The organism is Niveibacterium sp. COAC-50, assembly GCF_013184235.1.
GTDB lineage: Bacteria > Pseudomonadota > Gammaproteobacteria > Burkholderiales > Rhodocyclaceae > Niveibacterium > Niveibacterium microcysteis.
In genome coordinates, this window is sequence record NZ_JABCJM010000003.1 from 136,578 (window position 1) to 157,532 (window position 20,955).

Annotated in this window: 18 protein-coding genes; 16 read left to right on the top strand and 2 right to left on the bottom strand. The window is 59.7% G+C overall.

Annotation, left to right across the window (positions count from 1 at the left end; genetic code table 11):
- Window positions 1-14: 14 nt before the first annotated feature.
- From HH302_RS13705 to HH302_RS13720, 4 genes are all read left to right on the top strand, one after another.
- A complete protein-coding gene (locus HH302_RS13705) occupies window positions 15-167 on the top strand; it encodes a hypothetical protein (RefSeq protein ID WP_172202797.1) in 153 nt (50 codons plus the stop codon).
- 97 nt (window positions 168-264) lie between these two features.
- On the top strand, window positions 265-669 hold the full coding sequence (locus HH302_RS13710) for a hypothetical protein (protein ID WP_172202798.1): 405 nt from the start codon (window positions 265-267) through the stop codon (window positions 667-669).
- Between the two features lie 48 nt (window positions 670-717).
- Window positions 718-1,806, top strand: coding sequence for a hypothetical protein (locus tag HH302_RS13715; RefSeq protein WP_172202799.1), 1,089 nt, complete (start codon window positions 718-720; stop codon window positions 1,804-1,806).
- Between the two features lie 248 nt (window positions 1,807-2,054).
- The gene (locus tag HH302_RS13720; RefSeq protein WP_172202800.1) at window positions 2,055-2,864 is read left to right on the top strand and encodes a hypothetical protein; all 810 of its coding nucleotides are present in this window, start codon (window positions 2,055-2,057) and stop codon (window positions 2,862-2,864) included.
- A gap of 158 nt (window positions 2,865-3,022) precedes the next feature.
- Here the strand turns inward: HH302_RS13720 and HH302_RS13725 are convergent, their stop codons facing one another.
- Complete coding sequence (locus HH302_RS13725; RefSeq protein WP_172202801.1) at window positions 3,023-4,726, bottom strand: PcfJ domain-containing protein; 1,704 nt, start codon at window positions 4,724-4,726, stop codon at window positions 3,023-3,025.
- 391 nt (window positions 4,727-5,117) lie between these two features.
- Here HH302_RS13725 and HH302_RS13730 point away from each other — a divergent pair, with 391 nt between their 5' ends.
- Window positions 5,118-7,289, top strand: coding sequence for an AAA family ATPase (locus tag HH302_RS13730; protein ID WP_172202802.1), 2,172 nt, complete (start codon window positions 5,118-5,120; stop codon window positions 7,287-7,289).
- 57 nt (window positions 7,290-7,346) lie between these two features.
- Window positions 7,347-7,979, top strand: coding sequence for a hypothetical protein (locus HH302_RS13735; RefSeq protein ID WP_172202803.1), 633 nt, complete (start codon window positions 7,347-7,349; stop codon window positions 7,977-7,979).
- A gap of 6 nt (window positions 7,980-7,985) precedes the next feature.
- On the opposite strand, the gene HH302_RS13740 is transcribed toward HH302_RS13735, so the two are convergent.
- On the bottom strand, window positions 7,986-8,744 hold the full coding sequence (locus HH302_RS13740; protein WP_172202804.1) for a hypothetical protein: 759 nt from the start codon (window positions 8,742-8,744) through the stop codon (window positions 7,986-7,988).
- 101 nt (window positions 8,745-8,845) lie between these two features.
- On the opposite strand from HH302_RS13740, the gene HH302_RS13745 reads away from it, so the two are divergent.
- The 10 genes from HH302_RS13745 to HH302_RS13790 all read left to right on the top strand — a co-directional run bounded on the left by HH302_RS13745 (window position 8,846) and on the right by HH302_RS13790 (window position 20,947).
- Entirely contained in the window at window positions 8,846-9,256 is a 411-nt protein-coding gene (locus HH302_RS13745; RefSeq protein ID WP_172202805.1) for a hypothetical protein, read from the top strand.
- A gap of 71 nt (window positions 9,257-9,327) precedes the next feature.
- On the top strand, window positions 9,328-10,197 hold the full coding sequence (locus tag HH302_RS13750; protein ID WP_172202806.1) for a DnaA ATPase domain-containing protein: 870 nt from the start codon (window positions 9,328-9,330) through the stop codon (window positions 10,195-10,197).
- Between the two features lie 5 nt (window positions 10,198-10,202).
- Window positions 10,203-10,799 carry a helix-turn-helix domain-containing protein gene (locus HH302_RS13755; RefSeq protein WP_172202807.1) on the top strand — a complete coding sequence of 199 codons (597 nt, stop codon included), beginning with the start codon at window positions 10,203-10,205 and terminating at the stop codon, window positions 10,797-10,799.
- A 257-nt stretch (window positions 10,800-11,056) separates the two neighbouring features.
- The gene (locus HH302_RS13760) at window positions 11,057-12,727 is read left to right on the top strand and encodes an ATP-binding domain-containing protein (RefSeq protein WP_172202808.1); all 1,671 of its coding nucleotides are present in this window, start codon (window positions 11,057-11,059) and stop codon (window positions 12,725-12,727) included.
- 131 nt (window positions 12,728-12,858) lie between these two features.
- Complete coding sequence (locus tag HH302_RS13765) at window positions 12,859-13,005, top strand: hypothetical protein (RefSeq protein WP_172202809.1); 147 nt, start codon at window positions 12,859-12,861, stop codon at window positions 13,003-13,005.
- A gap of 227 nt (window positions 13,006-13,232) precedes the next feature.
- On the top strand, window positions 13,233-14,129 hold the full coding sequence (locus tag HH302_RS13770; protein ID WP_172202810.1) for a hypothetical protein: 897 nt from the start codon (window positions 13,233-13,235) through the stop codon (window positions 14,127-14,129).
- Between the two features lie 238 nt (window positions 14,130-14,367).
- On the top strand, window positions 14,368-14,679 hold the full coding sequence (locus HH302_RS13775; RefSeq protein WP_172202811.1) for a hypothetical protein: 312 nt from the start codon (window positions 14,368-14,370) through the stop codon (window positions 14,677-14,679).
- A gap of 451 nt (window positions 14,680-15,130) precedes the next feature.
- Window positions 15,131-15,967, top strand: coding sequence for a Sir2 family NAD-dependent protein deacetylase (locus HH302_RS13780; protein WP_172202812.1), 837 nt, complete (start codon window positions 15,131-15,133; stop codon window positions 15,965-15,967).
- Between the two features lie 1,027 nt (window positions 15,968-16,994).
- Entirely contained in the window at window positions 16,995-19,979 is a 2,985-nt protein-coding gene (locus tag HH302_RS13785; protein WP_172202813.1) for a type VI secretion system Vgr family protein, read from the top strand.
- A 14-nt stretch (window positions 19,980-19,993) separates the two neighbouring features.
- A complete protein-coding gene (locus HH302_RS13790) occupies window positions 19,994-20,947 on the top strand; it encodes a DUF4123 domain-containing protein (RefSeq protein ID WP_172202814.1) in 954 nt (317 codons plus the stop codon).
- Window positions 20,948-20,955: the final 8 nt, after the last annotated feature.

A 20,955-nucleotide genomic window follows, 5' to 3' on the forward strand; every position in this document is an offset into this window, starting at 1 on the left:
ATAGGCACGGCACCATGCACCTGCTGGTCATCGGGCTGATCGTGCTGACGATCTACTGCAAGCCGTTCCGGCCAATCGGCGTTGCAGCTTTCATCGCACTCTTCCGTCTCATGATCGTATGGATTCTATCGGCGGCCGCCGTGTTGCTTCTATTTTCGATTGTGTAGACATGCATCATGTTGCTGATTCCATCCATAACTACACAATGACTCCAATGCACACAAAGGCAGGCCGCATCCCTAACTGCAGAAGAAGGAGCCCGCTATGGACAGAGAACCGCGCCGCTATTTCGTCAATGGCATTGAGACGTTGGACGCTTCATATCTCGGCATCACGGATTTGAAGCAGTTAAAAGAAGTTTTTGGCGTCACCTCAACGCAATTTGACGGCAACCTATCTCTTCGCGGCAATCCCCTAAGCTCGTTGATAGGCATTGAGGACATTGCAGACGAGATACGAGGCTATCTTGATCTGCGAGACTGCGAAATAAGAAAAGGCGGATTAGGGCTGTTGCTAATCAAAGGGCTCAAATCACTGCGCTTGAGTAACACCACCGACAAACAAGCCCCGGCCCTCGCAATCATCGCGGAGTATCTAGGCAAGGACGACATCTATGGTTGCCAAAATGAACTTATAGAAAAACACTTTGCAGACTTCGCCGAGTTATAAGCATTGAACTGACGAAAATAGGACACAAGCATCCTCGTGAGGAAAAGCATGAAACTCGATTCCGTTCTGTCCCTCTTTGCACAGAAACTGCTTCTAGGCGAGAACCATCTGCCAGACAAGACGGCATCGCCTCTGATGCTCGACATAGACAAAGACATCATCTGGCATGGTCTGCATCAAAACGACGCGGCATGGAAGGAACTGTTTGACCTTTGCGACCGACTCGCCTCCAACGAATACGCCGAGTTCTCAACGGATGGATCTGTTTGCATTGTTGAAGATCAGCCAGATTGGAAGCTAGGCGAATGGAGGGAGAGGGAAACGATTGAGTTGCCGTCAGCGCCAGTGAAGAAGTGCAACGGCGCGGACGAAAGATGCTCAAGCTGGCGACTGGAGTTGCTTGCCTACTACTCTCCTGCGCACTTCAACACCGAGACTCCACATCTCTATGGAATCCACTTTACCCCAGGCGGCATCGCCAGCGCAGCACAGAGCATTCTCAAACACTGCGCAGGCCAGCCAGAACGGATCGTTCGGTTAGCCGCCGCCTATACCATCTTCGCACACGAAATGTGTCACGCATGGATTGAGGATATCTGCACCATCAATGACCTGCTCAGCGGAAACTCCACAGCCAAGCTTGATGACAGGCCCTACTATAAGACACAACGAAGATACAATTCATACCTCTTCGTCGAGGAAGCGCTGTGCAACACTGCCGCGCTTTCCTTGACGAAGAAGTTTCTGGAAGACCACCTTACCCTAAATGAAGAAAAGCCCAAAAATAAGGATAGGCCGTACGATTCCAACGCCATACTGAATGGCATCAAGCAGTGGATGAAGGGCCAACCTCGCGGCTACAGGGATTTTATTGAAATCCCAACTACCCCAAGCCGTAGTGAGGATTTTCTGCGTGAACTCCAGAGGCTGCTAGTCGGGATCTACGGGCTTGGGTTCAAGTTAGAAAGCAACGCTCGCGCCGTCAATTGGCTCAATTGCGACAGAGAGCTCATCACGGCCATTCAGGACTACTTTTGCACATCTCAAGGATGCGACACCGCACAGGTGCTTGAGGGGATACCGAATACGGCGCTTCACTCCCCATGGACTAGCTCACCCCCGATTCATCTAGATTGATTTCAATGGTCACAAACGATTGCGGCCCACAGATTCATCGTTTCGTGCGAGGTCGTTCTTCAAGCCCCAGAACAGAAGCGACGTGAAATCATGCGACGTTGTCCGTCGCACCATCGCGCTAATCTTCCCGGGTCGGTCGAAGCGGCTTGTTAGGTTTGCGACCGACGAGGCGGTTTGCCGTCATGCGACGGGTTGCCGAACTTCAGTAGAGTACGTGCTGCACGGTCTGCTAGATGGATTGCTCCGATATGCGAAAACCTCACCCAGATCCCTATCGCGCCGCCACTGATGCCGTGACCGCCGTGCTTGCCGGCGACGAACTGAGAAACCACGTCGAGGGGCCCTATGAGTTCTTTGACCCGTGGGTTGAGCAAGAGGTCTCAGAACGCCCATTCCGTAGAATCCACAACACGCCCTTGCCAACACAAAGCGAGCTCAACCTGCTTGCGCTGTTGTGCAAAGGCCCCATGCGCGAGAACGCGTCGGCATTTATCGGAACGCATATCGAACAGTTCGGCTATGCCCTTGATACCCCTGCTGAGGGCAAAGAAGAGTTTGGCGCTATAGATGGCCGCCCCTTTCTGCCGCTTCGAAACCGAGACTCGGAATGGATCAGAGCGTTCATTCTCGAGCCGCGGGTATTTTGGCCAGACTCATCAGGTGAATCACCGGAATATCTGTTTGCGGAAGCGTTACAGCAATTGGCAGACCAACGGCTACGAGTCCGGGGGACTAAGGTCCGCGTGGATGGCACCGAATATGCAGTTGCGCCACCGGCCCAAGAACTCATCATCGGCCCCAAGGCGCCCATCATGCAAATTGCCCTTATCCCGGGTTTCAATGGCGAGCAGAATCACCTGCTCCGAAAGGTTGAACAGACAGCTTCGCTGCTATCACGCCTCATCAGGGCAACACCGGAAATCATGGAGGGCTGTCGATGCGCCTATTGGGGATTCGGACCGCTGAGCACCGCGCTGTGGTGCGAACCGGCGCCGCTGATGAGGCGAGTGGCTGGGCGCGTCGGGTATGTGTGCATGCTTTCCGGGATCTCCACCTGAGCGCAGAAGGCAACTCGGTCTGAATCGCAATGGCTAGAACAGCACTGTGCGGCCGAGTCGCTTGTCCGAGCAAAAGTACGGCCAGGCCGGACACTACGCGCCAGATCTGATTCACCTGTCGGCGGGGTATCGAACATAAGGCGCGGGTCCTGAAGTCGTTATGCCTCGCTAGCTACCTTTCGCCTGACCGCAGATGCGATGGCGTCCAGCGACATGAACGTCGGCAGCGTCGCTTCAAACGGTGGCGCGAGCCACTGGTTGACATACTCGCGACTGCGTTTGCCCGCCTTCAACGCGTGCATCGCGCTGCGCCATCGCCAGAAGCCAACGAACTCTTCTGACCGGCGAGTCATCTCGGCCACCAATACTCGCGCAGCCAGATCTGACGCTGTGTCCGGTTTTCGGTTCGCAAGGCCTTGATGTTGAACCATGTAGGCTTCCATACGCCCGGACGTACCACGTTCAAACCTTGTCTCCAACGTCGTCAGACGTTGCCGGGAAGGGTCGCGGATCGACCAGATCTGGGTGTTACCAACGCTGCAACTGGCAACGTACGACGCTACGCAATTCCTCATCCACAGCCCTTCGTCCTTAAGTTCTTGCTGTGTGAGTATTGGCAAGACCAAGCGATCTTCAGTTGCGAATTCCGCGATCGGTGCCAGCCATGCTGAATTGCCCGGGCTGTTGTGCCCGGCCCAAATCATGTCTTGATGTCGTCGCGTGGCGTCCTGCCATCGTCTAACCAGGTCGAGTGCGCTGCCGAAAGACATTTGCGTGAGAAACCGCTGTGTCACTGCGTGAATGCGAATCGCCATTGCCTGATTGCTCAAGAGGGCGTCGTGCGCATCAATCACACGACACATGACAACGTCCCTAATCGCATCTCGCATCTCATTCATCCCGTTGCATAACGCTGCCGTATGCTGCCCCGACGGAATGGTGACAATGAATCCACGGCGTGCGGTTTGGGCAAGCCACAGCCGATTGAATGGGGCGCCGACCGAATAGCGCGTAGAGGCCTCGATGACATTCACCGCGTCGTGCATCGCCTTCCATTGAGCTATGCCGTGGGGTCTGAACTCAGGAGCAATGCCCTCCAGGACTCGCGCGAGCCGACCCAGCCTCCTCTTCCACTGGGTAGCCAGAAGCGGCAGAGGGCACTGCGCCAAGAAGCGGATGCTCGAACGCGTTACACGAAGCCCCGCCAGCAGCACATCCCAATACGATCTACCCGCGTCGATCGCGTCACGTGCCCTTGCAAGAACGCCGACAATCTCGTCCTCCCACAAGTCGCGGCAGGCTAGAAAGGGAAGCGCCTGGACCGCTTGCCGCCGGTTCCGTTTCAGTAGCGGATCGCTGTGTACCAGATAGTTGTAGCGCGACATTCGGGTCTCGCCCCACGACAACAAGCGAAGAGCTTCGTCGTCGAGCTGCGATCCAAATAGCTCCAGCGCTTGCGACATCTTGCCCCGTGCTTCGTCAAACACACGTTCGCGCAACGCCCCCAGCGACTGCCCCGCATGAGCGGTGGCAAGCGTGGGCAGCAACTGCCCAACCGCTCTATCGATGTTCCAACTCGCCATTTCGAGAAACGGTTCGTCCAGCAGTTTTGCCGTTACATGCAACTGATCTTCGACCTGACCCTCTCCTAGCGGCCACGCCTCGCAGTCTGAAACATAGCGTGCCAGCAGTTCGGCAATCCTTTCGATGAACCCTCGCGCGGGGACCTGCTTGTGCGGGATTTCCATGAACAGCACATGCCCCGCCGACGTCTCAACGAGCACACGAAACCTCGTGAGTCGCGTCGACGGCGCGCCGGTTTGCGGCAGTTCAGCAGGGAAACAGAGAAGCTGGCGGAGCATGGGTAGATAGCGCGTCTAACCGCGCAAACGAATCCGTGGGCAGTTGAAATCGCGTTGAACATCGGTACAGCAGTGCGCCTGGGCGACGATGCAGCTAGTCGGCGGGTAGCGCGAACAAAGGCAGTTCATCCAGCTGATACTTGCGGCAACTCCTCCGATACCGTTTTAGCTTGAACGACGGTGACCGCCGGAATGGGAGCAGCCCGAAGCCGCCCAAGAGCGCCTGCGGCGGCAAGGACGACCTACGCGGCTGCGCCCAAGCAACCCATTCTCCGCACCCATGCGACGAAACACGTCGTAGAGAATTCAAGCTCATTCACATCGCACTGCGACATGAATTGTCGGACCTTGAGCGCACGATGGCTGGATCACACGCGATCCCAATTCACCTATGCACGCACCCGCCCTCAGCTTCAGAAACAGTCACGCCCCGCGCAACGCGAAGCGAAACGCCTGTAGTTCCCTGGTCGAGCAGTATCGGCCGCTGTTGGGCGTGTGGGCGCTCGACCTGTGCTTGGCGTATCGCGTCCATGAGAACCTCGACTCGGAGGTCGTCACGAGCGCCGAGTTCGCGCAGATCACTGGCCTGACACTTGAGGCTCCCGGCTTTGAGGATGACGACTATGGGAGCCGGCGCTGGCGCCAACGGCACGTTCGTCAACGCACCAAGGCATTGTCGAACGCGCGCAAACAGCTCATGTCCGCGCCGCTTGATGATGGCCTCCCGCTGCTGCGCAACGTGTCCATGTTGACCAAGCTTCTTGGGCTGAATGCGGCCGAACAATTCCTGCTGACGTTTGCCGGCGCCATCTCGCAGATTCCCACGTTCAGGGAATTGCTTGCACAGTTCGAGCAGCAAGAAGGAGTCGACGGGTTCGCCCACCTGATGCGGCACCTGAGCGGGATGACGTCGCGCTCGTTCAAGGCCGCCCTGCAACCGGACGCGGCGCTTATCGCTTGCGGCCTGCTCGAGGTGAATCCCTCTGCACGTGCGCCACTCGAAGACAGACTCAGCCTGCTCGAAGAATTTGGTGCGCTGCTCCTGGACGAGCACACAAGCGCCCGTGCCATGAGGTCTCGAATTGTTCGACCCGCAAACTGCAGCAAACTCGACGCGGCGGACTACCGGCATCTCGCGCGCGACCTCGAGTTGGGTACGGCCGCGCTCGCTGCAGGCGTCGAGGGCCAACATCTCGGCGTGAACCTTCTGCTCCACGGAGAATCCAGCACGGACAAGTCCGAACTGGCAAAGGTGCTCGCACAAGCCTGCAATGCGGAGCTCTATGAGATCGCCCTCACCAAACCGAGCGGGGGTGCGCTTCAGGGCGCGGAACGCCTACGCGCCTATCTGCTAAGCCAGCGTCTGCTGACCAAGGCTAAGCGCGCCATACTGTTGTTCGATGAGGTCGAAAGCGTTTTCTCAGCGCGCGCCTCGGCATTTCTGGACTTCCTGGAAGCCGACGACGATAGCCCTGTTCAGACTGAGACGCAGCCATGGAAGCACATCCTAGGCAACAACACGGTGCCCGCGATCTGGGTCGCTAATTGCACGTCCGGCTTCGGCGCCGGTCTGCTGCGAAGCTTCGATCTTGCGGTCAGCGTGCCCAACCCGCCGCGCCTGGTCCGCAAGCAGATCGCTCAGCAACACCTTGGCCACCTGGGTGACGATGACGCATGGCTCGGCGCGCTGGCCGAGCACCCCGGCCTCACGCGAGAGCAGTTTCAGCGCGCTGCGCGCCTTGCAGAAATGGTTGGAGGCCCCGTCGATCGCCAACGCGAAGCCGCTCTGGACAGTCTGGTGCGCAGCGCAGCGTTGCTCGGCCAGGCACGCCCGGCGACATCCCCGCAACAGGTGCTGCCTTACGACTTGCAGTATCTGAACACCAGCGTCCCGATTGAACCGTTACTCACCGCGCTCACGCGCCACCGCGCCGCAAGCCTGTGCCTTTACGGACCGCCTGGAACCGGCAAAACGGAACTCGGCAGGCAACTCGCTGAACGTACCGGGCGCCCGCTGATCGTCAAGCGCGCATCCGACATCCTGAGCAAATGGGTGGGTGAGGCGGAACGCAACCTCGCCGCGATGTTTGAGGAGGCACTGCGGGAGAACGCCGTGTTGCTGCTGGATGAGGCTGACAGCTTTCTGGCCAATCGCGCCGGCGCGCATCGGAACTGGGAAGTGACCCAGGTAAATGAGCTCCTGACTCAGATGGAACGCTTCGAGGGCATCTTCGTCTGCACCACGAACCGCATCGATCAGATGGACCCTGCTTCGCTGCGGCGCTTCTCGCACAAGATTCGCTTCGATCCGCTCACGCCTAACCAAGCTGCGCAGCTTTTCCGAATCACTGGAACTCGTCTGGTGATGGATGGCGCAGAGCTAACTGCCCACCTCCCCGAAGTGCGCAGCCTTCGTGGGCTTACCCCGGGCGACTTCGCCGTCGTCGTCCGCCAAGCGCATCTGCGCGAGGATCCGATCGACCCAGCGGAAATGATCCGCATCCTGCGGGATGAACTGCGCCTGCGACCCGGCGCGGGGCAGCAAATCGGATTTATCGGCTAGAGCGTCATGCTGCCCCAACGCAATCGTCGCCGGTTCTTGCTCGCAGCTGGTGGGAGCTTGTTCTGCACGAAGACACTGGCTGCCTCAGCCAACAGTCGCCGTCGTTGCATCGTGGCTGTCGGCGGCTGCGGTGGCAACGTCCTGGACGCGCTGTACGCCCAATCATCCCCGCTGTTTGCGTCGTCGGGCCACGTCATCTCCATGCGCATCGACTATGCGAGCGATGAGGCAACATTTCTCGCCCGACCTGCGGACGTGCACGTCCGCCTGCACGAATACTATGGGAGCTCCGGACGAGATCCGGCACTGGCCGCGCTCGACCTATCCATGCATTACGACCTCGTTTTCAGCAACCTCGGCGAAGTGGAAGCTTTGTTGATCCTCGCCGGCATAGGTGGCGGGTCCGGTTACGGGGCGACACTTGAACTCGCCAGACAGCTATCGCGGCGAAGACTCCCCTGCGAAGTAATCGCGGTGATGCCATGTACGTTTGAGGCAGTAGCTCGCGAAGCCGCTGAGCGACTTGAAACGCTGCGCCGCAGCACATCCGTCCAGCCGGTTTCGGCGCCCCTCTTGAGCGCAGACGAACCGGTAAGTTGGTCATTCATGCAATGCCAGCTTCTGATTGCAGCGAGTCTTGCGGAGTGGAGCAGCATAGTCGTCGATACCGTCTGCCTGAGATCGCAATAGCAGCCTTCACCGGTAATCCCAGTCGTCGCGGAGCGTCCCAATAAATGCCGCCCCGCTTATAGGAGACTTGTCTTTCTTCAACAGTCGAACGGAACCCGGAGGAAGTCCAAAGACTTCCTCAATCGTTTCCCTGATGGTGCTGACTTTGGCATCGGCCCTTGCACGATTGTAGCGGGCACGTTTCCGAGGTAAGTCTTGGTCTGGAGAATCCTCTTTCCATGGCCCAAACTCGTAGTCTTTACACTCAATCTCACGAGCAACAGCGCACCAGCCTGCCTTGATTCGTTTATGAGCACTAAGAACTTCTCCATCGCCTGCCATCACAGCAAGTATTTCCGAAAGCACTCCGCGAATCGCTTCGATCCAAAATGAAGAAAGGTTCGCGACGATCTGAAGCACACAAACCGGCGTTGTCTCATCGAGAAGCAGTGTTGAAACATCGGGGGTGTCGCCAATCAAGGAGTCAACCATGTCATACAGCACATCATCTGCCCTACAGTTGCAAGTCTGAAGATCCCTGTCCACCTCCATTGCAGCAATGAGCTCACGTAGCCCACCTTCCACTTCGTCAAACCAGGAGACGATCGGCGCGACAAGTGTCGGAACCATACTGCCATGCGCCTTCTTGGCGACGGAGACCCAACATAGTCCCTCCTCAATACAAGCAATAAGGACCTGAGTTTGAATGAGAGGGTGATCGCCTTCCAGTTCGTCGAGATCAAGGGGGTTGCCCTTGGTTGCAAATGCCAATCTGCGAACCATCATAATTCTTCCAAAACGTCTAGACGTAGTGGACATCGGCGCCGCGTCGGCAAACTTTAGGCAACCATCTCCCATCTCATTTGGCCGTCCAATAGAGAAGTCCCATGACCCATCCAGGCCGCTACCGGTGTTTGTTTTGCTCCGATCACCTGTCACCCCGAATTGCGACTGTCGGCCCCAGACAATCGCTCGCCATGTGGACACAGTCCGCTTGGCAGTGCCAAATCGACCGTCTCATTGAACTGGCAAGCACGGGCGAGCCGATAGGTGTACTTGCACTGCTCATGGTGACCCTGGCGCGCGAGGCCGTTTTCGAAGGGCAGACGCTGATCCTCGAACCTGAGCAGGCCGAACGATTCGACGCTGCTGATGCTGTCGAGCATTTGGTTAACGATGACCTGATCATCGTGTGCAAACCCGAAGATCGCGCCGCAGTGACGACGGCGGTGCTCGAGATTGCGCGCTGCGCGGGGTACACCGGCTGCGCAACAAACCTGCCCCCACCGCCTACCTAACGCTGCGTCACAGTCCGTCGCAACCTCCTTCTACGCTCACCGATTGTCCGAAGAGATCGAGGAGCTACACCGTGGCCAAGCAATTGAGGCTGCCTGCCTATATGGCATCCGCGCGGATCGCTGGCGCGTTACACCAGGACGCTGGAGCCGGTACGGCGGTCAAGAAAAACGGACGCAAGAAGCTGAGGCTCGAACTGCACAGGGCGATGGATCGCAAGCCGTGGATACAGCACACATTTCTGCGTGACGAGGCCAACGAAGCCGGCGTAATGGCGGTTTTTGGCGTCTGCCTGCGCGCAGACCATTACGACCACGTCAACGTTGCCTACATCTACGGCGCCGCGGGTACAGGCAAAACCACAATACTGCAGGCTACCGCGCAACTGCTGTGTGACGTCGATCCGGATTTCCAGGCCCCGATTCTCAGCAGTGAAGACTTCTATCAGGACGTCGTCACCGCCTACCAGATTAAGTCTTTCGACAAGTTCAAGCGGGCTTATCGCAAGCCTGACTGGCTGATGCTCGACGGCATCCATCACCTGAAGAATAAGCAGCGCACCCAGGAAGAGTTGCTACACCTGCTTGACCACAGGGAGCGAGCCGGAAAGGTCACTATCTTCACCGCCAACGTGCCTCCCGGTGAGCTCGTCGGCATTGATGAGAGCCTGCTTTCCAAGATGCTCTCTGGCCCCGTTTCGCAGATTCACGCGCCAACGCCCAAGAAGCCTTCAGATCTCGACGAAAACTGGGGCGAAGGCTCTAAGGCAAAGGTGCTGCCGGCGGAGGAGTGGCACGCAATCCTTGACGCTGTGGGCCACGATCTCAGAACGGTTCGCAGCGTACTCGCGACGCTCTGGGTGGAACGCTCAAGCTGCGACACCCCCGCGTCGCTCGATCAAGTATTACTGCGACTTTCCGGCCCGCCCGCGGCCAAGGATTAACCATCATGACCAATCACATATTCAGCGCTCTACTCGAAGCCCTGCAAGATGAATACGGGACTGTGACTCAGCAGCAAATTGCAAAAGCGCTGGGGGTCACTCAAGCCACGATCAGCAACTGGTCATCAGGTGGCCAGCCGAGCAAGACAAACCTCAAGAAGCTCATCGACCTATTCCGCGAACACCATGCGGCCACTTTGGTTAAGCCGATCTTTGAATTCCAGGCCATCGACCCAACCCCTTCTGGCGACTCATGGAGGTTTAGTGCCGATGCGAAGCTCGTCGCCGAACTAAAGGCGAAACTCGAAAATCGACCCGGACTATATCTTTACTACGACAGCGCCGGTCATGCCATTTATTTAGGAAAGACTGAATCTTCTTTGTACACTGAAGCCAAGCAGCGGTTAAAAGCAGTACCCAACCGTGCCATCTTCGTCCCGACCAAAGCACAAGCGTCGCAGATGGGGCAACTGGCCCGATTCCTGTCTGCTTATGAAGTGACCATTCCGGCTGCTATCAAGAACATTGAGTCATTCATGCTGCGTGCGTTTGCAAATGATCTACTCAACAAGAACGGAGGTCATTTCAAATCACTGCTTTAGACTGTTTGCCACGCCCCGATGGCGGGAGCGGCGGTCTGACGTCTGAAGCATCGGACAAGAGCCGCTTCGAACTACCTGTGGTGCATGTGTCGCACTCGGGAACGAGTCAGAGGCGATGGGGCGCAATCCTTGAGACCCGCCTCCGCGGGGTTGAGCTGTTTGGCTGGCACGTCTCAAAATGCGTTGCCTTGAGCTAAATCTGAATTTTCACGGCAGGTCGCATTACCCTGCCCGTACCCCTGATCGGAACTCGCGCCATGGCCCGCGTTTGCCCTCCCCTCGACGCCTTTCAGCCTGTCAGTGCCGGTGAATATGCCGAGTTGGATTGCATCCGCCAACTCGCCGACGGACTACCGAGCGGCTTCATTGTCTTTCATCACCTTCCACTGCATGCGGTACACGAAGGCCGGGACTACTTCGGTGAGTACGACATCGTCGTACTTGCGCCCAGCGGACGGGTGGTATCCCTCGAGCTCAAGGCCGGCGAGCTTGTGCAGACCGGAACCGGGGCAGTCAAACACTATGGCGATACCGAAAAGGACGTCGGCAAACAGCTGGCACGCCAGCATGCAAGCCTGCTTACGTCGCTGCGCAAAGCCCAGATCCACGCAACGGTTAACCACTTTCTAGTCCTGCCGCATCACCGGTGGAAAGCGGGCGACTCGCTGAGCATTCCGCGCGAGCGTGTCATCGATACCGACGCTTATCCTGATCTGGCTCGCAGAATTCTGCGCGACGACATGGGCCACCCGCGCTTGATGCCGGAGGCACTGGCCCGGATCGAACAGCACTTGGCCGGCTACTTCCATCTGGCGCCCGACGTGGATCGCATCGCGAGTGTCCATGGCGAGCTGCGACGCCGGCTCGCCAGCGGCCTGGCAACCTGGGTGCCACGCATCGAAAGCGCTTCAAAGACCTACGTCGTTGAGGGGGCCGCAGGCTGCGGCAAGACGCAATTGGCGCTCGCGCTGCTGCGCGAGGCGTGTGGTCGCGGCGAGAGGGTGCTCTACGTCTGCTTCAATCGAGCGCTTGCGGATCACCTCGCACAAATGGCACCGAGTCAGGCCCGCGTGGACACCCTGCACGGTATCGCCCGCGAATTCATCGAACGCCGTGGCGACCAGATCGACTTCTCCAGCCCTGACGTGTTCGACTGGATGATCGCGCAACTCGCCGCACACTATGAATCCGAGCGCGGGCCCTACGATCTGGTGATCCTCGATGAAGGCCAGGACTTCGCACCCGACTGGGTGAGCACGGTCGATGCGATGGGCCACGGAGAACATCGCCTCTACCTGCTGCAAGACGACGATCAGCGAGTCTACCGCCGCGAGCCCTTCGGGCTTGAGGGGGCGACAACAGTCCGTACTCGCGAGAATTTCCGCAGTCCGCGGGTTGTCGTCGAGATGATCAACCTTCTCGAACTGACCCCCTTGCCCATTGAGGCCCGCAGTCCATTGGCAGGAGAAGCGCCCAACGTCGAACCCTACCCCGAAGGCAACGATCGCGCGCTTGTGAAGGCGACCGAGACGGCAATCCGGCGTTGCATCGCAGCGGGCTACCGGCCGGATCAGATTGCTGTCGTGAGCTGGCAAGGGCTCCGCAGTTCTGCCCTGCACGACACACGCGAACTGGCCGGACTCCAGATCAAGACTTTCACCGGCAAATACGACGCCGCGGGAAACGCCCTTTACACAGACGGTCAGCTGGAACTTGAGACTGTGTTCCGTTTCAAGGGCCGCTCGATGGAGGCTGTCGTGTTCACCGAGATCGACTTCGACGGGCTTGATGCGGAAACATCCAGACGCCTGTACGTGGGGCTGACAAGAGCCCGGTCACATCTGGAACTGGTCACCTCGCATCGCGCCGCAAGACGAATCGCTGAGCGAATTCAGGGAGTAGATGGCTTGATCACCCGAGCCGAATAGAGACCTTGGGCACCTAAAATCGCCAGGACGATAGCGGTTTCGATGCGACACAAGCTGTCGCACGGTACAGCCATCATGTCACGCAATGAAGGCTCATCCAATATCGGAGGCCTCGTGACCATGGAGCGCATATGTACCAAGACAGCCGCCCTCTCGAAACGTTGGCCGCGTTCGCCCTTTCGTTCGCCGCCGGCATGCTGGCCACAGCAGCCTTGTCGGCCTACGCCGGATGGGTCCGCAAAACGGCTAAGCAACAGGCCCTGAACACGCAGGCTTGAGCGGCAATGCCTGTCGCCCCGCCTTCAAGCCACTATCGCTGCCCATGCTGCGGATGGTCACGCGTTGTCGTACCGCAAAGTGACGTTCTCATCCTGGGGTACAACCACTTCAGCAGCTGCCCTGACTGCCGTCACTCACCGCTCGAAGTGCGCCGGGCAGGAACGCTCACCGCTGCGTTGCAGAGCCTGGCGCAAGCACTGCACTTGACCGGAGCGGGAAGGAAACCATGAATCTCGCCTCACCTACGGATTTGGCGACCACCTCACGCCCCGATTCGGCGGCTCCTCCGAACGAGGACTGGCTCCAGCTCAAGCCGGTTGCACTTCAGGACGAGACCTACCGATGGACCATCGGGATCCATGCCCGCCCTGCTCAGCACGCCGTTGCTGAGGAATTCGCGACGGGCTTCCGTAGCGCCTGGCCCGGCCGAGATGAACTTCTCTCGATCGTTCGCTTCACCGCGACCGACGAATCGGCTGCCGGCCGCCACGGAGTGCTCTCAGAAACAGCGTGCGACCTGCTGTTCGTGTTCGATGACCCTGCATCCCCCGACGACGTTGCGGAGTTGCTGACGGCTGCGATCAACGCACGGCATACGCCGATCCTCGTGTCCGATCCAGCAAGCACCACAGCACCAAGTTCACGCCCAGTACTCTCATGGCCCATCGCACCAGGCTTAGCCAAGGAACACGCAGCCGCATTTGCATTGGGCGTGTTTGGGGCAATCCTGCCCAAAGGACCGATCTGTGTTGACTGGCAGGACTTGCTCATGCTGCTGGACGCTCCCGGCCAGAGGCTTCAGATAGTGCATTGCGCTGGCAAAAACTCCGATGACTTCAGCAGAGCATTCGCCGCGGCGCCTCTTGGTACGGGACGGCAGGCCGAGGTGGGCGGAAGCCGTCCGCAGGCCCATACAACGTTCATTCACAACGGATCGCTTCGCATGGTGCAATTACGCGCGCTTGTGACTGAGCAGCGCCAGCAGCTAGGAGAAGACGGTTGGTTCAGCTACGCAGCGCCGATATTCGCCTGCGACCAGTTTCATGCCTTCGCACTTCTGTTTGCCGAACATCCCGCCAGCCCGCTATCTGGCTCACCCCATGAGCCCCATCAACACCGATGACCTTTGCGTCAAAGTGTCTTGACACTGCCCTGCCGGGCACCTTGGCGCGACACATGGCCCATCGAGCCCTCACGGAGTCACGTTGCACGAACACAGAGCGAACCCAAATATCTTTCGATATGAAGTCTGTGGATTCCCGGCGACTCCCGGTGAAAACTTCTGCTTGTCTCTTTCGAAGTAACCGGCGAGCCTATTTCGGGATCCATTATGAATTGGTTAGGCGTAGCTGGGAAAGGTCATGCCTATGTTCAACGCAGCATTCATTCGCGAGCGGATTGCCGCAGTGGCAGAGTCTGAAGCCGAGCTAACGGTTGATGCCGCGCGCGATGTTGCGTTCCACATGACGGATTGGCTGAGCGATCTATCGGCTTTCGTCGCATTTTGCGAGGCGCCCGAGTCGCACACCGCGGAGCAAGTCAACGAACTGCTGCGTGCATTTCTACTGCATGCGCCCAATCACATCGCTGCAGCCGCCAAGCTATACGCTGGCTACCCCGTGAGCGACATATTTGGGGTTGGTGCCGTACGCGAATCTGCAGCCGGGGTTTGACCCGCTCAACCCGGCACACACCTCCGATCCGGCCTGCTGGATCACAGGCGCCTCGGCCGATGCGCTGCGCTTTGGGGTCACCGGTAGTGGCGGCGCACACCGCTCACCCGAACCCGGGGTGTGGGATCTCACTCAGGGGCTGGTCGAGCCGCTCAAGACGCTGCCGGGAAGGCCGCTGAGGCTACCGCAGCCGTGCCGAGAGATCGGCAAAGAACGCCTCTCGGCGCGAGTTTTTCCGTATTGTTCCTACAATAAGCGGATCGGGAGCTCCTCTCATGGATTATCCACGCTGCTACGAAACGTCAGTCAGATCTGCACAAAATTGCAGCAGTTATCGTGGTGCACGGTAGGTGCACCATGTGTGTACGGTAGGTGCACCACGTGTGTACGGTGTGGGTACGACGTACGCGGTGCGCCCGCCCCTTCACTAAACGGCTTTGCGAGCCAACTTATGACCACCGATCTTCTGCAAAACTTAGTGCGCGCAGCGCAAGCGATCCAAAACGCCGATACCCTGTTGATCACGGCGGGTGCTGGCATGGGCGTGGATTCCGGACTGCCCGACTTTCGTGGTCCAGAAGGGTTCTGGAACGCCTATCCTGCGCTCGGGCGTCGGAAACTGCACTTCTCCGATATCGCCAATCCGTCCCATTTCCGCTCGGACCCGACGCTCGCCTGGGGTTTTTATGGGCACCGGCTTGCGCTCTACCGTGACACCGTGCCGCACGAAGGCTTTGCTGTCTTGCGCGAGATTGGCGCAGCGCGCCCTCTGCCCACCTTTGTCGTCACCAGCAACGTCGATGGCCAGTTCCAGAAAGCGGGTTTTTCCGCCAACCAGATCTGGGAAATCCACGGTTCGATCCATCACCTGCAGTGCGTGAATGGCTGTGCGAGTCGGGTATGGCCTGCCGATGATTTCCCGCCGCAGGTAGATATGGCGGAGTGCGCGTTGCGCAATGCGCCACCGCGCTGCCCCGAATGCGGTGAAATCGCACGCCCAAACATCTTGATGTTCTCTGACTGGGCTTGGCTCGACCACCGAAGCCGTATGCAGGAAGCGCGCTTCAAGCAGTGGCTCACACAGAGTGAACGACTGGTCACCATCGAGCTTGGGGCCGGCACTGCGATTCCTTCGATCCGCCGTATCGGCGAACGAATGCTCGGCCCACTGATCCGCATTAACAAGAGAGAGAGCGAGGTCGCCCGCGCACAGGACATCGAGATCCCGCTGGGTGCGGCCGAGGCGATACTCGAGATGCGCGCCTGCCTCGATCAAGTGACGGACTGACACGACGGACGAGCAGGAGGTCGCTTCCCCCCACCTAAAGCATCAACCTCGCGGACCGCCCCCCTCAGGTGAGTAGCACCACGATTTAGAGCTGACTCCATTCGCTAGAGCCGGTCCAACAAGAAAGCGTCTCGGGTTTCTGGCGTGACGTCTTCAGACCGATCGACAAGCCCCCCATCCTGACCTCGATCCACGTGCTCAAACGCGCCGCCCGCTCGGATGTACCGATGTGGGCGCCAAGGCGCCGTATCCGCCACAAATCCGTATTGTTCCTACACTTGGTACCGTTTCACTTCGCACCAACGCCCCCAACCAACGCCATTGGTTACGGCGCGACTTGCACCTACCTATCGTGGATCGAACTCCACGGAGCAGAACCGCCGTAAGAAGAACGACCTTCCGATGCTCACGACGTGCCTGTTGCGGCACGCACGAAAATGGTCGTCGTACGGCCGAAGTTCGTATTGTTCCGACAATGTGCTGACCCCATGTGCAATGGCGATTCAGGTTCAGCATCCGACGATCGCGCCCCCGGTTTTCCGTATTGTTCCGACAAACATCGGTCGGGTGGTGTGCCCGTTCCGCGAGGCCTACCTGGGGCACCGATGGTTGCCCAAAATTGCAGCCGTTACGATGGTGCACGTTGTGTGTACCGTGGGTGCACCGTAGGTGTCCTATCGGTGCACCGTAGGTGTCCTATCGGTGCACCATGCAGCGTCGACGTGTGCACCGCAAAGCCACCTAGCATCTGTCGCCCACGCAGTATCTGGTGCTCCCTAGGTGCCACGAGGACCGGCACCCGACTAGTTCGCATGCAGCGACACGAGACCGACTGACGATCGCACGGTCGGCGCTTGACGCCACAAGCCGTGCGCACCAACGACCAACCTTGAGCCGCGTCGCGCGGCCCCTTGGCACAGTCTGTGCCAGCGAGCCTGCCGATCCAGCCTACGACGTCGAAGACGCGGGCTTCAATGCCAACCAGATCACATCCCCTTGCAAGCACCCATGACATTGGGATTGCCCGATGTCATCATCCGGCATCCCGATTCTCTGTTTTCCCGCCATGTCGGTCGCATCCTTGCTGTCCGCAGTGCTCTCCCCTTCCCTCTTCACGTCCGAATCGCGGCTGTATGGGTTTGCGCTCCAAGGGGATGCGACGCCGTGGCTCGTGGAGACGTTTCGCGCACGGGAGGCGTTGTCGGAGCTCTCGACATGGCAGGTGGATTTGCTATGCACTGATGCCGGACTCGATCTCCAGGAGCTGATCAACAAACAAGGCGCGCTGCGCATCACCCTCGCTGACGGTAGCCGTGTTCAGCGTTCTGGCTACGTGCAAGATGCGGCGCTACTGCACGCCAATGGCGGCCTCGCCCGCTATCGACTGACGCTGGCGCCGTGGTTGTGGTTTGCCACCCGCAGCGCAAACAGTCGGGTCTTCCTCGAGCAGTCTCTGCTGGAGATCATCGAAGCGGTTTTCGCGCCCTACGCCAGCGTTGCGCAGTGGCGGTTTGCCGATGAAGTCTCGGGCTTTATCGCAGAGCTGCCGCCGCGTTCGCTGTGCGTGCAATACCGGGAAACTGACTTCGACTTCATCAGCCGACTGCTCTGCGAAGAGGGACTGGGCTACTGCTTTCGCGAATTGAACGAAGACGCGGGCGGTCGTGAGGTCGTGAGCGGTGAATCCACCGTCTCGCAGCAAGCGCTGCACGAGATGCTGATCTTCGCCGACAGCGCGGCCTTGCCGCAGGATCGCTGCTCAGCGTCCGCCATCGGCGGCGCGGGCCTGCGCTATCACCGTGCCGCCGCACCCGAGGAACAGGACAGCATTCTCGCCTTCGGTTGCCAGCGCCGCTTTGCCGCGTCGAGCACCACGCTCCTCTCGACCGACTACAAGGCCGACAGCGCGATCAGCGCATCCTTGCCCAGCGCCCGACCGATGGGTGGCCCCAATGCCCCGGCATTGGAGGACTACGATTTCGTAGGAACCTACGCGTTCGCCAACAGCGCTCTTGCCGAACGCTATGTGCGGCTCAGTCGTGAAGCGGTAGAAGCTCGCGTCGAGACCTGGCTTGGACACGCCTCGGTGCGTAGCCTGCGACCGGGCACCTGGTTCGATCTGAAGGCAGGGCTGTCGGATCAACTCGCCACGCTGCTGCCCGCCACACAATCCGGCAGCCATGAGCGCCGATTTGTGCTGACTGCAGTGGAGAGTGCTGGCAAGAACAACCTGCCCGTAGGACTCGCCGAATCGGTTGCAGCGCTGCTCGGTGATGCGCCGGGATGCTCTGCGGGTAACGATCCCAGTCGTCGCTTCAACGAACCGCGCGTCGCGTCGATCGCGCTCGATCCGAAGTTGATCGACGCGGCCGCTCATCACGGCTTCGCATGTCATTTCGCCGCACAGCGTGCGGAGATCCCGTGGCGCCCGCAACTCACGGACGACACCGGCGCCCGCCTGAACCCGCGCCCCACCGCATCCGGCCTGCAGCACGCGGTGGTGGTGGGGGCCAATGGCGAAGAGGTCGCCTCCGGCACACAGGAGGTGCATACCGATTCGCTGGGCCGCATCCGTGTGCGCTTTCTGTGGCAGCAAGCGGATGACCCCGCATCCTGCTGGGTGCGTGTGGTGACCCGCCATGCCGGATCGAATGCCGGCACCCGCTTTATCCCACGCATCGGCCAGGAAGTGCTGATCAGTTTCATGAACGGCGATATCGACCGGCCGGTGTGCGTCGGTGCAGCCTTCAACGGCCGCGGCGAGAATGGGGTCGCACCCTCCCCCGGCGGCCGTGCCAGTGCGCCCGATCCCAATGTCTTCACCTTGGCCAACGATCGCGCCGCGAGCGCGCAAGGCAACCTCACCGGGGGGCATGCGCCGCTGTGGCATGCCGCCGGGGCGGGGGAAGCGAACCACCGCAACGCGGGTGCGCTTTCCGGCATCCGCAGTCGTGCCTGGGGCGGTGGCGGCTGGAACGAGCTGGTGTTCGACGACTCCGACAACCAGCTGCGCGCCCAAGTCAGCACCACGCAGCAGGCCACCAGCCTCGCGCTGGGTCACCTGATCCACACCAGCGACAACTACCGCGGCAGCTTCCGCGGCAAGGGCTTCGAGCTGCGCACCGACGCGTTCGGCGCAATCAACGGCGGACGCGGCGTCCTGCTCTCCACCTACGCGCAGCGCAGCGGGGATGTCGCGGGCGATAACGCGGCCGGCGTCGCGCTCGCGCGCCAGGCACAGAAACTCGCCGAAGCGATGAACGGCGCTGCGAAGACGCATCAGACGGTGCCCTACGCGAGCCATGTCGGCGGCAGCAAAGCCAACGCCTGCGCGCTGACACCGCAAAAACCCCTCGCGGCCGCACTCACCGAAGCACTCTCCGGTTGCGTCGCGCCGGAAGACCTTGGCGCCGCGTATGCGGATGCCGCGCTGCCGATCAAGAAGCAAGGCGTGCCGCACAGCGCGGCAGCACTGCTCGCGGTCTCCGCCAAAGCCGGTATCGCCCTCACCGCCGCCGACAGCATCACCCTCGCCGCCAACGAAACGGCGCTCTTCGCCACCGGTGCGAATCAGGAATGGGTGACGCAAGGCAACACGCGGCTACACACCCGCCAAACGCTCGGCATCCTTGCCGGCGCGGAGAAGGCCGGCGAAGGCGGCATGGGACTGTCGATGATCGCAGGCGCCGGCCCCCTGCGCCTCGAAGCCCACAGCGACATCCTGCAGATCGCCGCAAAAGAGGATCTGAAGATCCTCTCCGCCAACGCCTCAGCCGACTTCGCCGCCGCCAAGAAAATCCACCTCGCCACCGCCGGTGGCGCAGCGATCACCATCGAAGGCGGCAACATCACGGTGCAATGTCCGGGCACGCTCACGGTGCATGCGAGTCAGAAGAGTTTTTCTGGGCCGGGGAACATCAGCCCACACCTGCCGCTCTTTCCCCAAACTGTGTGTGTCGCTTGTCTGCTCGCTGCCATGAACAGCGCCTCGCCGTTTGCCACGTTGCAGTGAACACAGCAATGGTCATGCGATTTGCAGTCTCACGTCACAGCGAAACGCTCCCATCTGAATTACTCGCTTTGGCAAAGCGATGGCACGAGGCAGGTCAAACCCCCTACGCCGTGCTCGACGGCAGCATGCTTGCACCGGTAGAACTCGCCTCCCTGGCTCGAACCGGCATGCGCTTTGACCCCGCGTTGGCCGGCTCCCGATTCGAAGCCTATGGCAATCAGGGGCCCTTGATCTGCGCGGTCGATTTCTCAAACGCCCACGCTACTCTAACGCTGCTCCGTGTGACAAATGGGCTTCCCTGCCTGTCCTTGATTGGAAGCACGCAGTCAGCCACAACTCTTCGCAAGACGCTGATCTGGCTTGCGGAGGCCCACACCGAGGGTGCGCCACCCTTGCATTGTCGTTTCGCGGATACCCGAATGCTGCCCGGCTTGCTGCGCAGCCTGATGCTAACGCAGCAGGTGGCACTCGCAGGCTCGATTGCAACTTGGGCTTGGATCGATCGCGACGGCTCACTTCAAACATCCACGCTGCCCGCACCGGAAGGTGCGCAAGAGAGACAGGATGCCGCACCCTTTACATTGGATGCGGCCCAGTTCGCTTTCATGCTGAGCAGCGCCGAACCCGATATGGTTTTTCAGATGTTGGTTGAACGCCTGCCAGAACTCGTGCCGGACAGCGCGCCACATGTGTTCTATGGCAGGCTCGCGCAAATGATCAGCGCGGCGCACGGCTACGGCATTGAAGATCTCCCCGATCTTTTCCAGTACGTCGTTGTAGGGCTTACAACGCAAGTCCATTTCGACCAGCACCCTGCGCTGGCGCCAACATGGCAGCAACTCAAGCAGGGCAATGCGCGCTTTGGTGACTTGGCTGAACAATGGCCGGACGAGCTTTGGCAATTGCTGACAAACCCTGCCGGCGTGCTAGCGCTTGCGCAGCCATGCGATAGGCAAGCAAACCCATGAGCCACCTC

What these genes read in the sequence shown, in the direction of transcription:
- HH302_RS13705 (WP_172202797.1), top strand. Translation starts at nt 15, where the DNA reads ATGCACCTGCTGGTCATCGGGCTGATCGTGCTGACGATCTACTGCAAG.
- HH302_RS13710 (WP_172202798.1), top strand. Translation starts at nt 265, where the DNA reads ATGGACAGAGAACCGCGCCGCTATTTCGTCAATGGCATTGAGACGTTG.
- HH302_RS13715 (WP_172202799.1), top strand. Translation starts at nt 718, where the DNA reads ATGAAACTCGATTCCGTTCTGTCCCTCTTTGCACAGAAACTGCTTCTA.
- HH302_RS13720 (WP_172202800.1), top strand. Translation starts at nt 2,055, where the DNA reads ATGCGAAAACCTCACCCAGATCCCTATCGCGCCGCCACTGATGCCGTG.
- HH302_RS13725 (WP_172202801.1), bottom strand. Translation starts at nt 4,726, where the DNA reads ATGCTCCGCCAGCTTCTCTGTTTCCCTGCTGAACTGCCGCAAACCGGC.
- HH302_RS13730 (WP_172202802.1), top strand. Translation starts at nt 5,118, where the DNA reads ATGCACGCACCCGCCCTCAGCTTCAGAAACAGTCACGCCCCGCGCAAC.
- HH302_RS13740 (WP_172202804.1), bottom strand. Translation starts at nt 8,744, where the DNA reads ATGATGGTTCGCAGATTGGCATTTGCAACCAAGGGCAACCCCCTTGAT.
- HH302_RS13745 (WP_172202805.1), top strand. Translation starts at nt 8,846, where the DNA reads ATGACCCATCCAGGCCGCTACCGGTGTTTGTTTTGCTCCGATCACCTG.
- HH302_RS13755 (WP_172202807.1), top strand. Translation starts at nt 10,203, where the DNA reads ATGACCAATCACATATTCAGCGCTCTACTCGAAGCCCTGCAAGATGAA.
- HH302_RS13760 (WP_172202808.1), top strand. Translation starts at nt 11,057, where the DNA reads ATGGCCCGCGTTTGCCCTCCCCTCGACGCCTTTCAGCCTGTCAGTGCC.
- HH302_RS13765 (WP_172202809.1), top strand. Translation starts at nt 12,859, where the DNA reads ATGTACCAAGACAGCCGCCCTCTCGAAACGTTGGCCGCGTTCGCCCTT.
- HH302_RS13770 (WP_172202810.1), top strand. Translation starts at nt 13,233, where the DNA reads ATGAATCTCGCCTCACCTACGGATTTGGCGACCACCTCACGCCCCGAT.
- HH302_RS13775 (WP_172202811.1), top strand. Translation starts at nt 14,368, where the DNA reads ATGCCTATGTTCAACGCAGCATTCATTCGCGAGCGGATTGCCGCAGTG.
- HH302_RS13780 (WP_172202812.1), top strand. Translation starts at nt 15,131, where the DNA reads ATGACCACCGATCTTCTGCAAAACTTAGTGCGCGCAGCGCAAGCGATC.
- HH302_RS13785 (WP_172202813.1), top strand. Translation starts at nt 16,995, where the DNA reads ATGTCATCATCCGGCATCCCGATTCTCTGTTTTCCCGCCATGTCGGTC.
- HH302_RS13790 (WP_172202814.1), top strand. Translation starts at nt 19,994, where the DNA reads ATGCGATTTGCAGTCTCACGTCACAGCGAAACGCTCCCATCTGAATTA.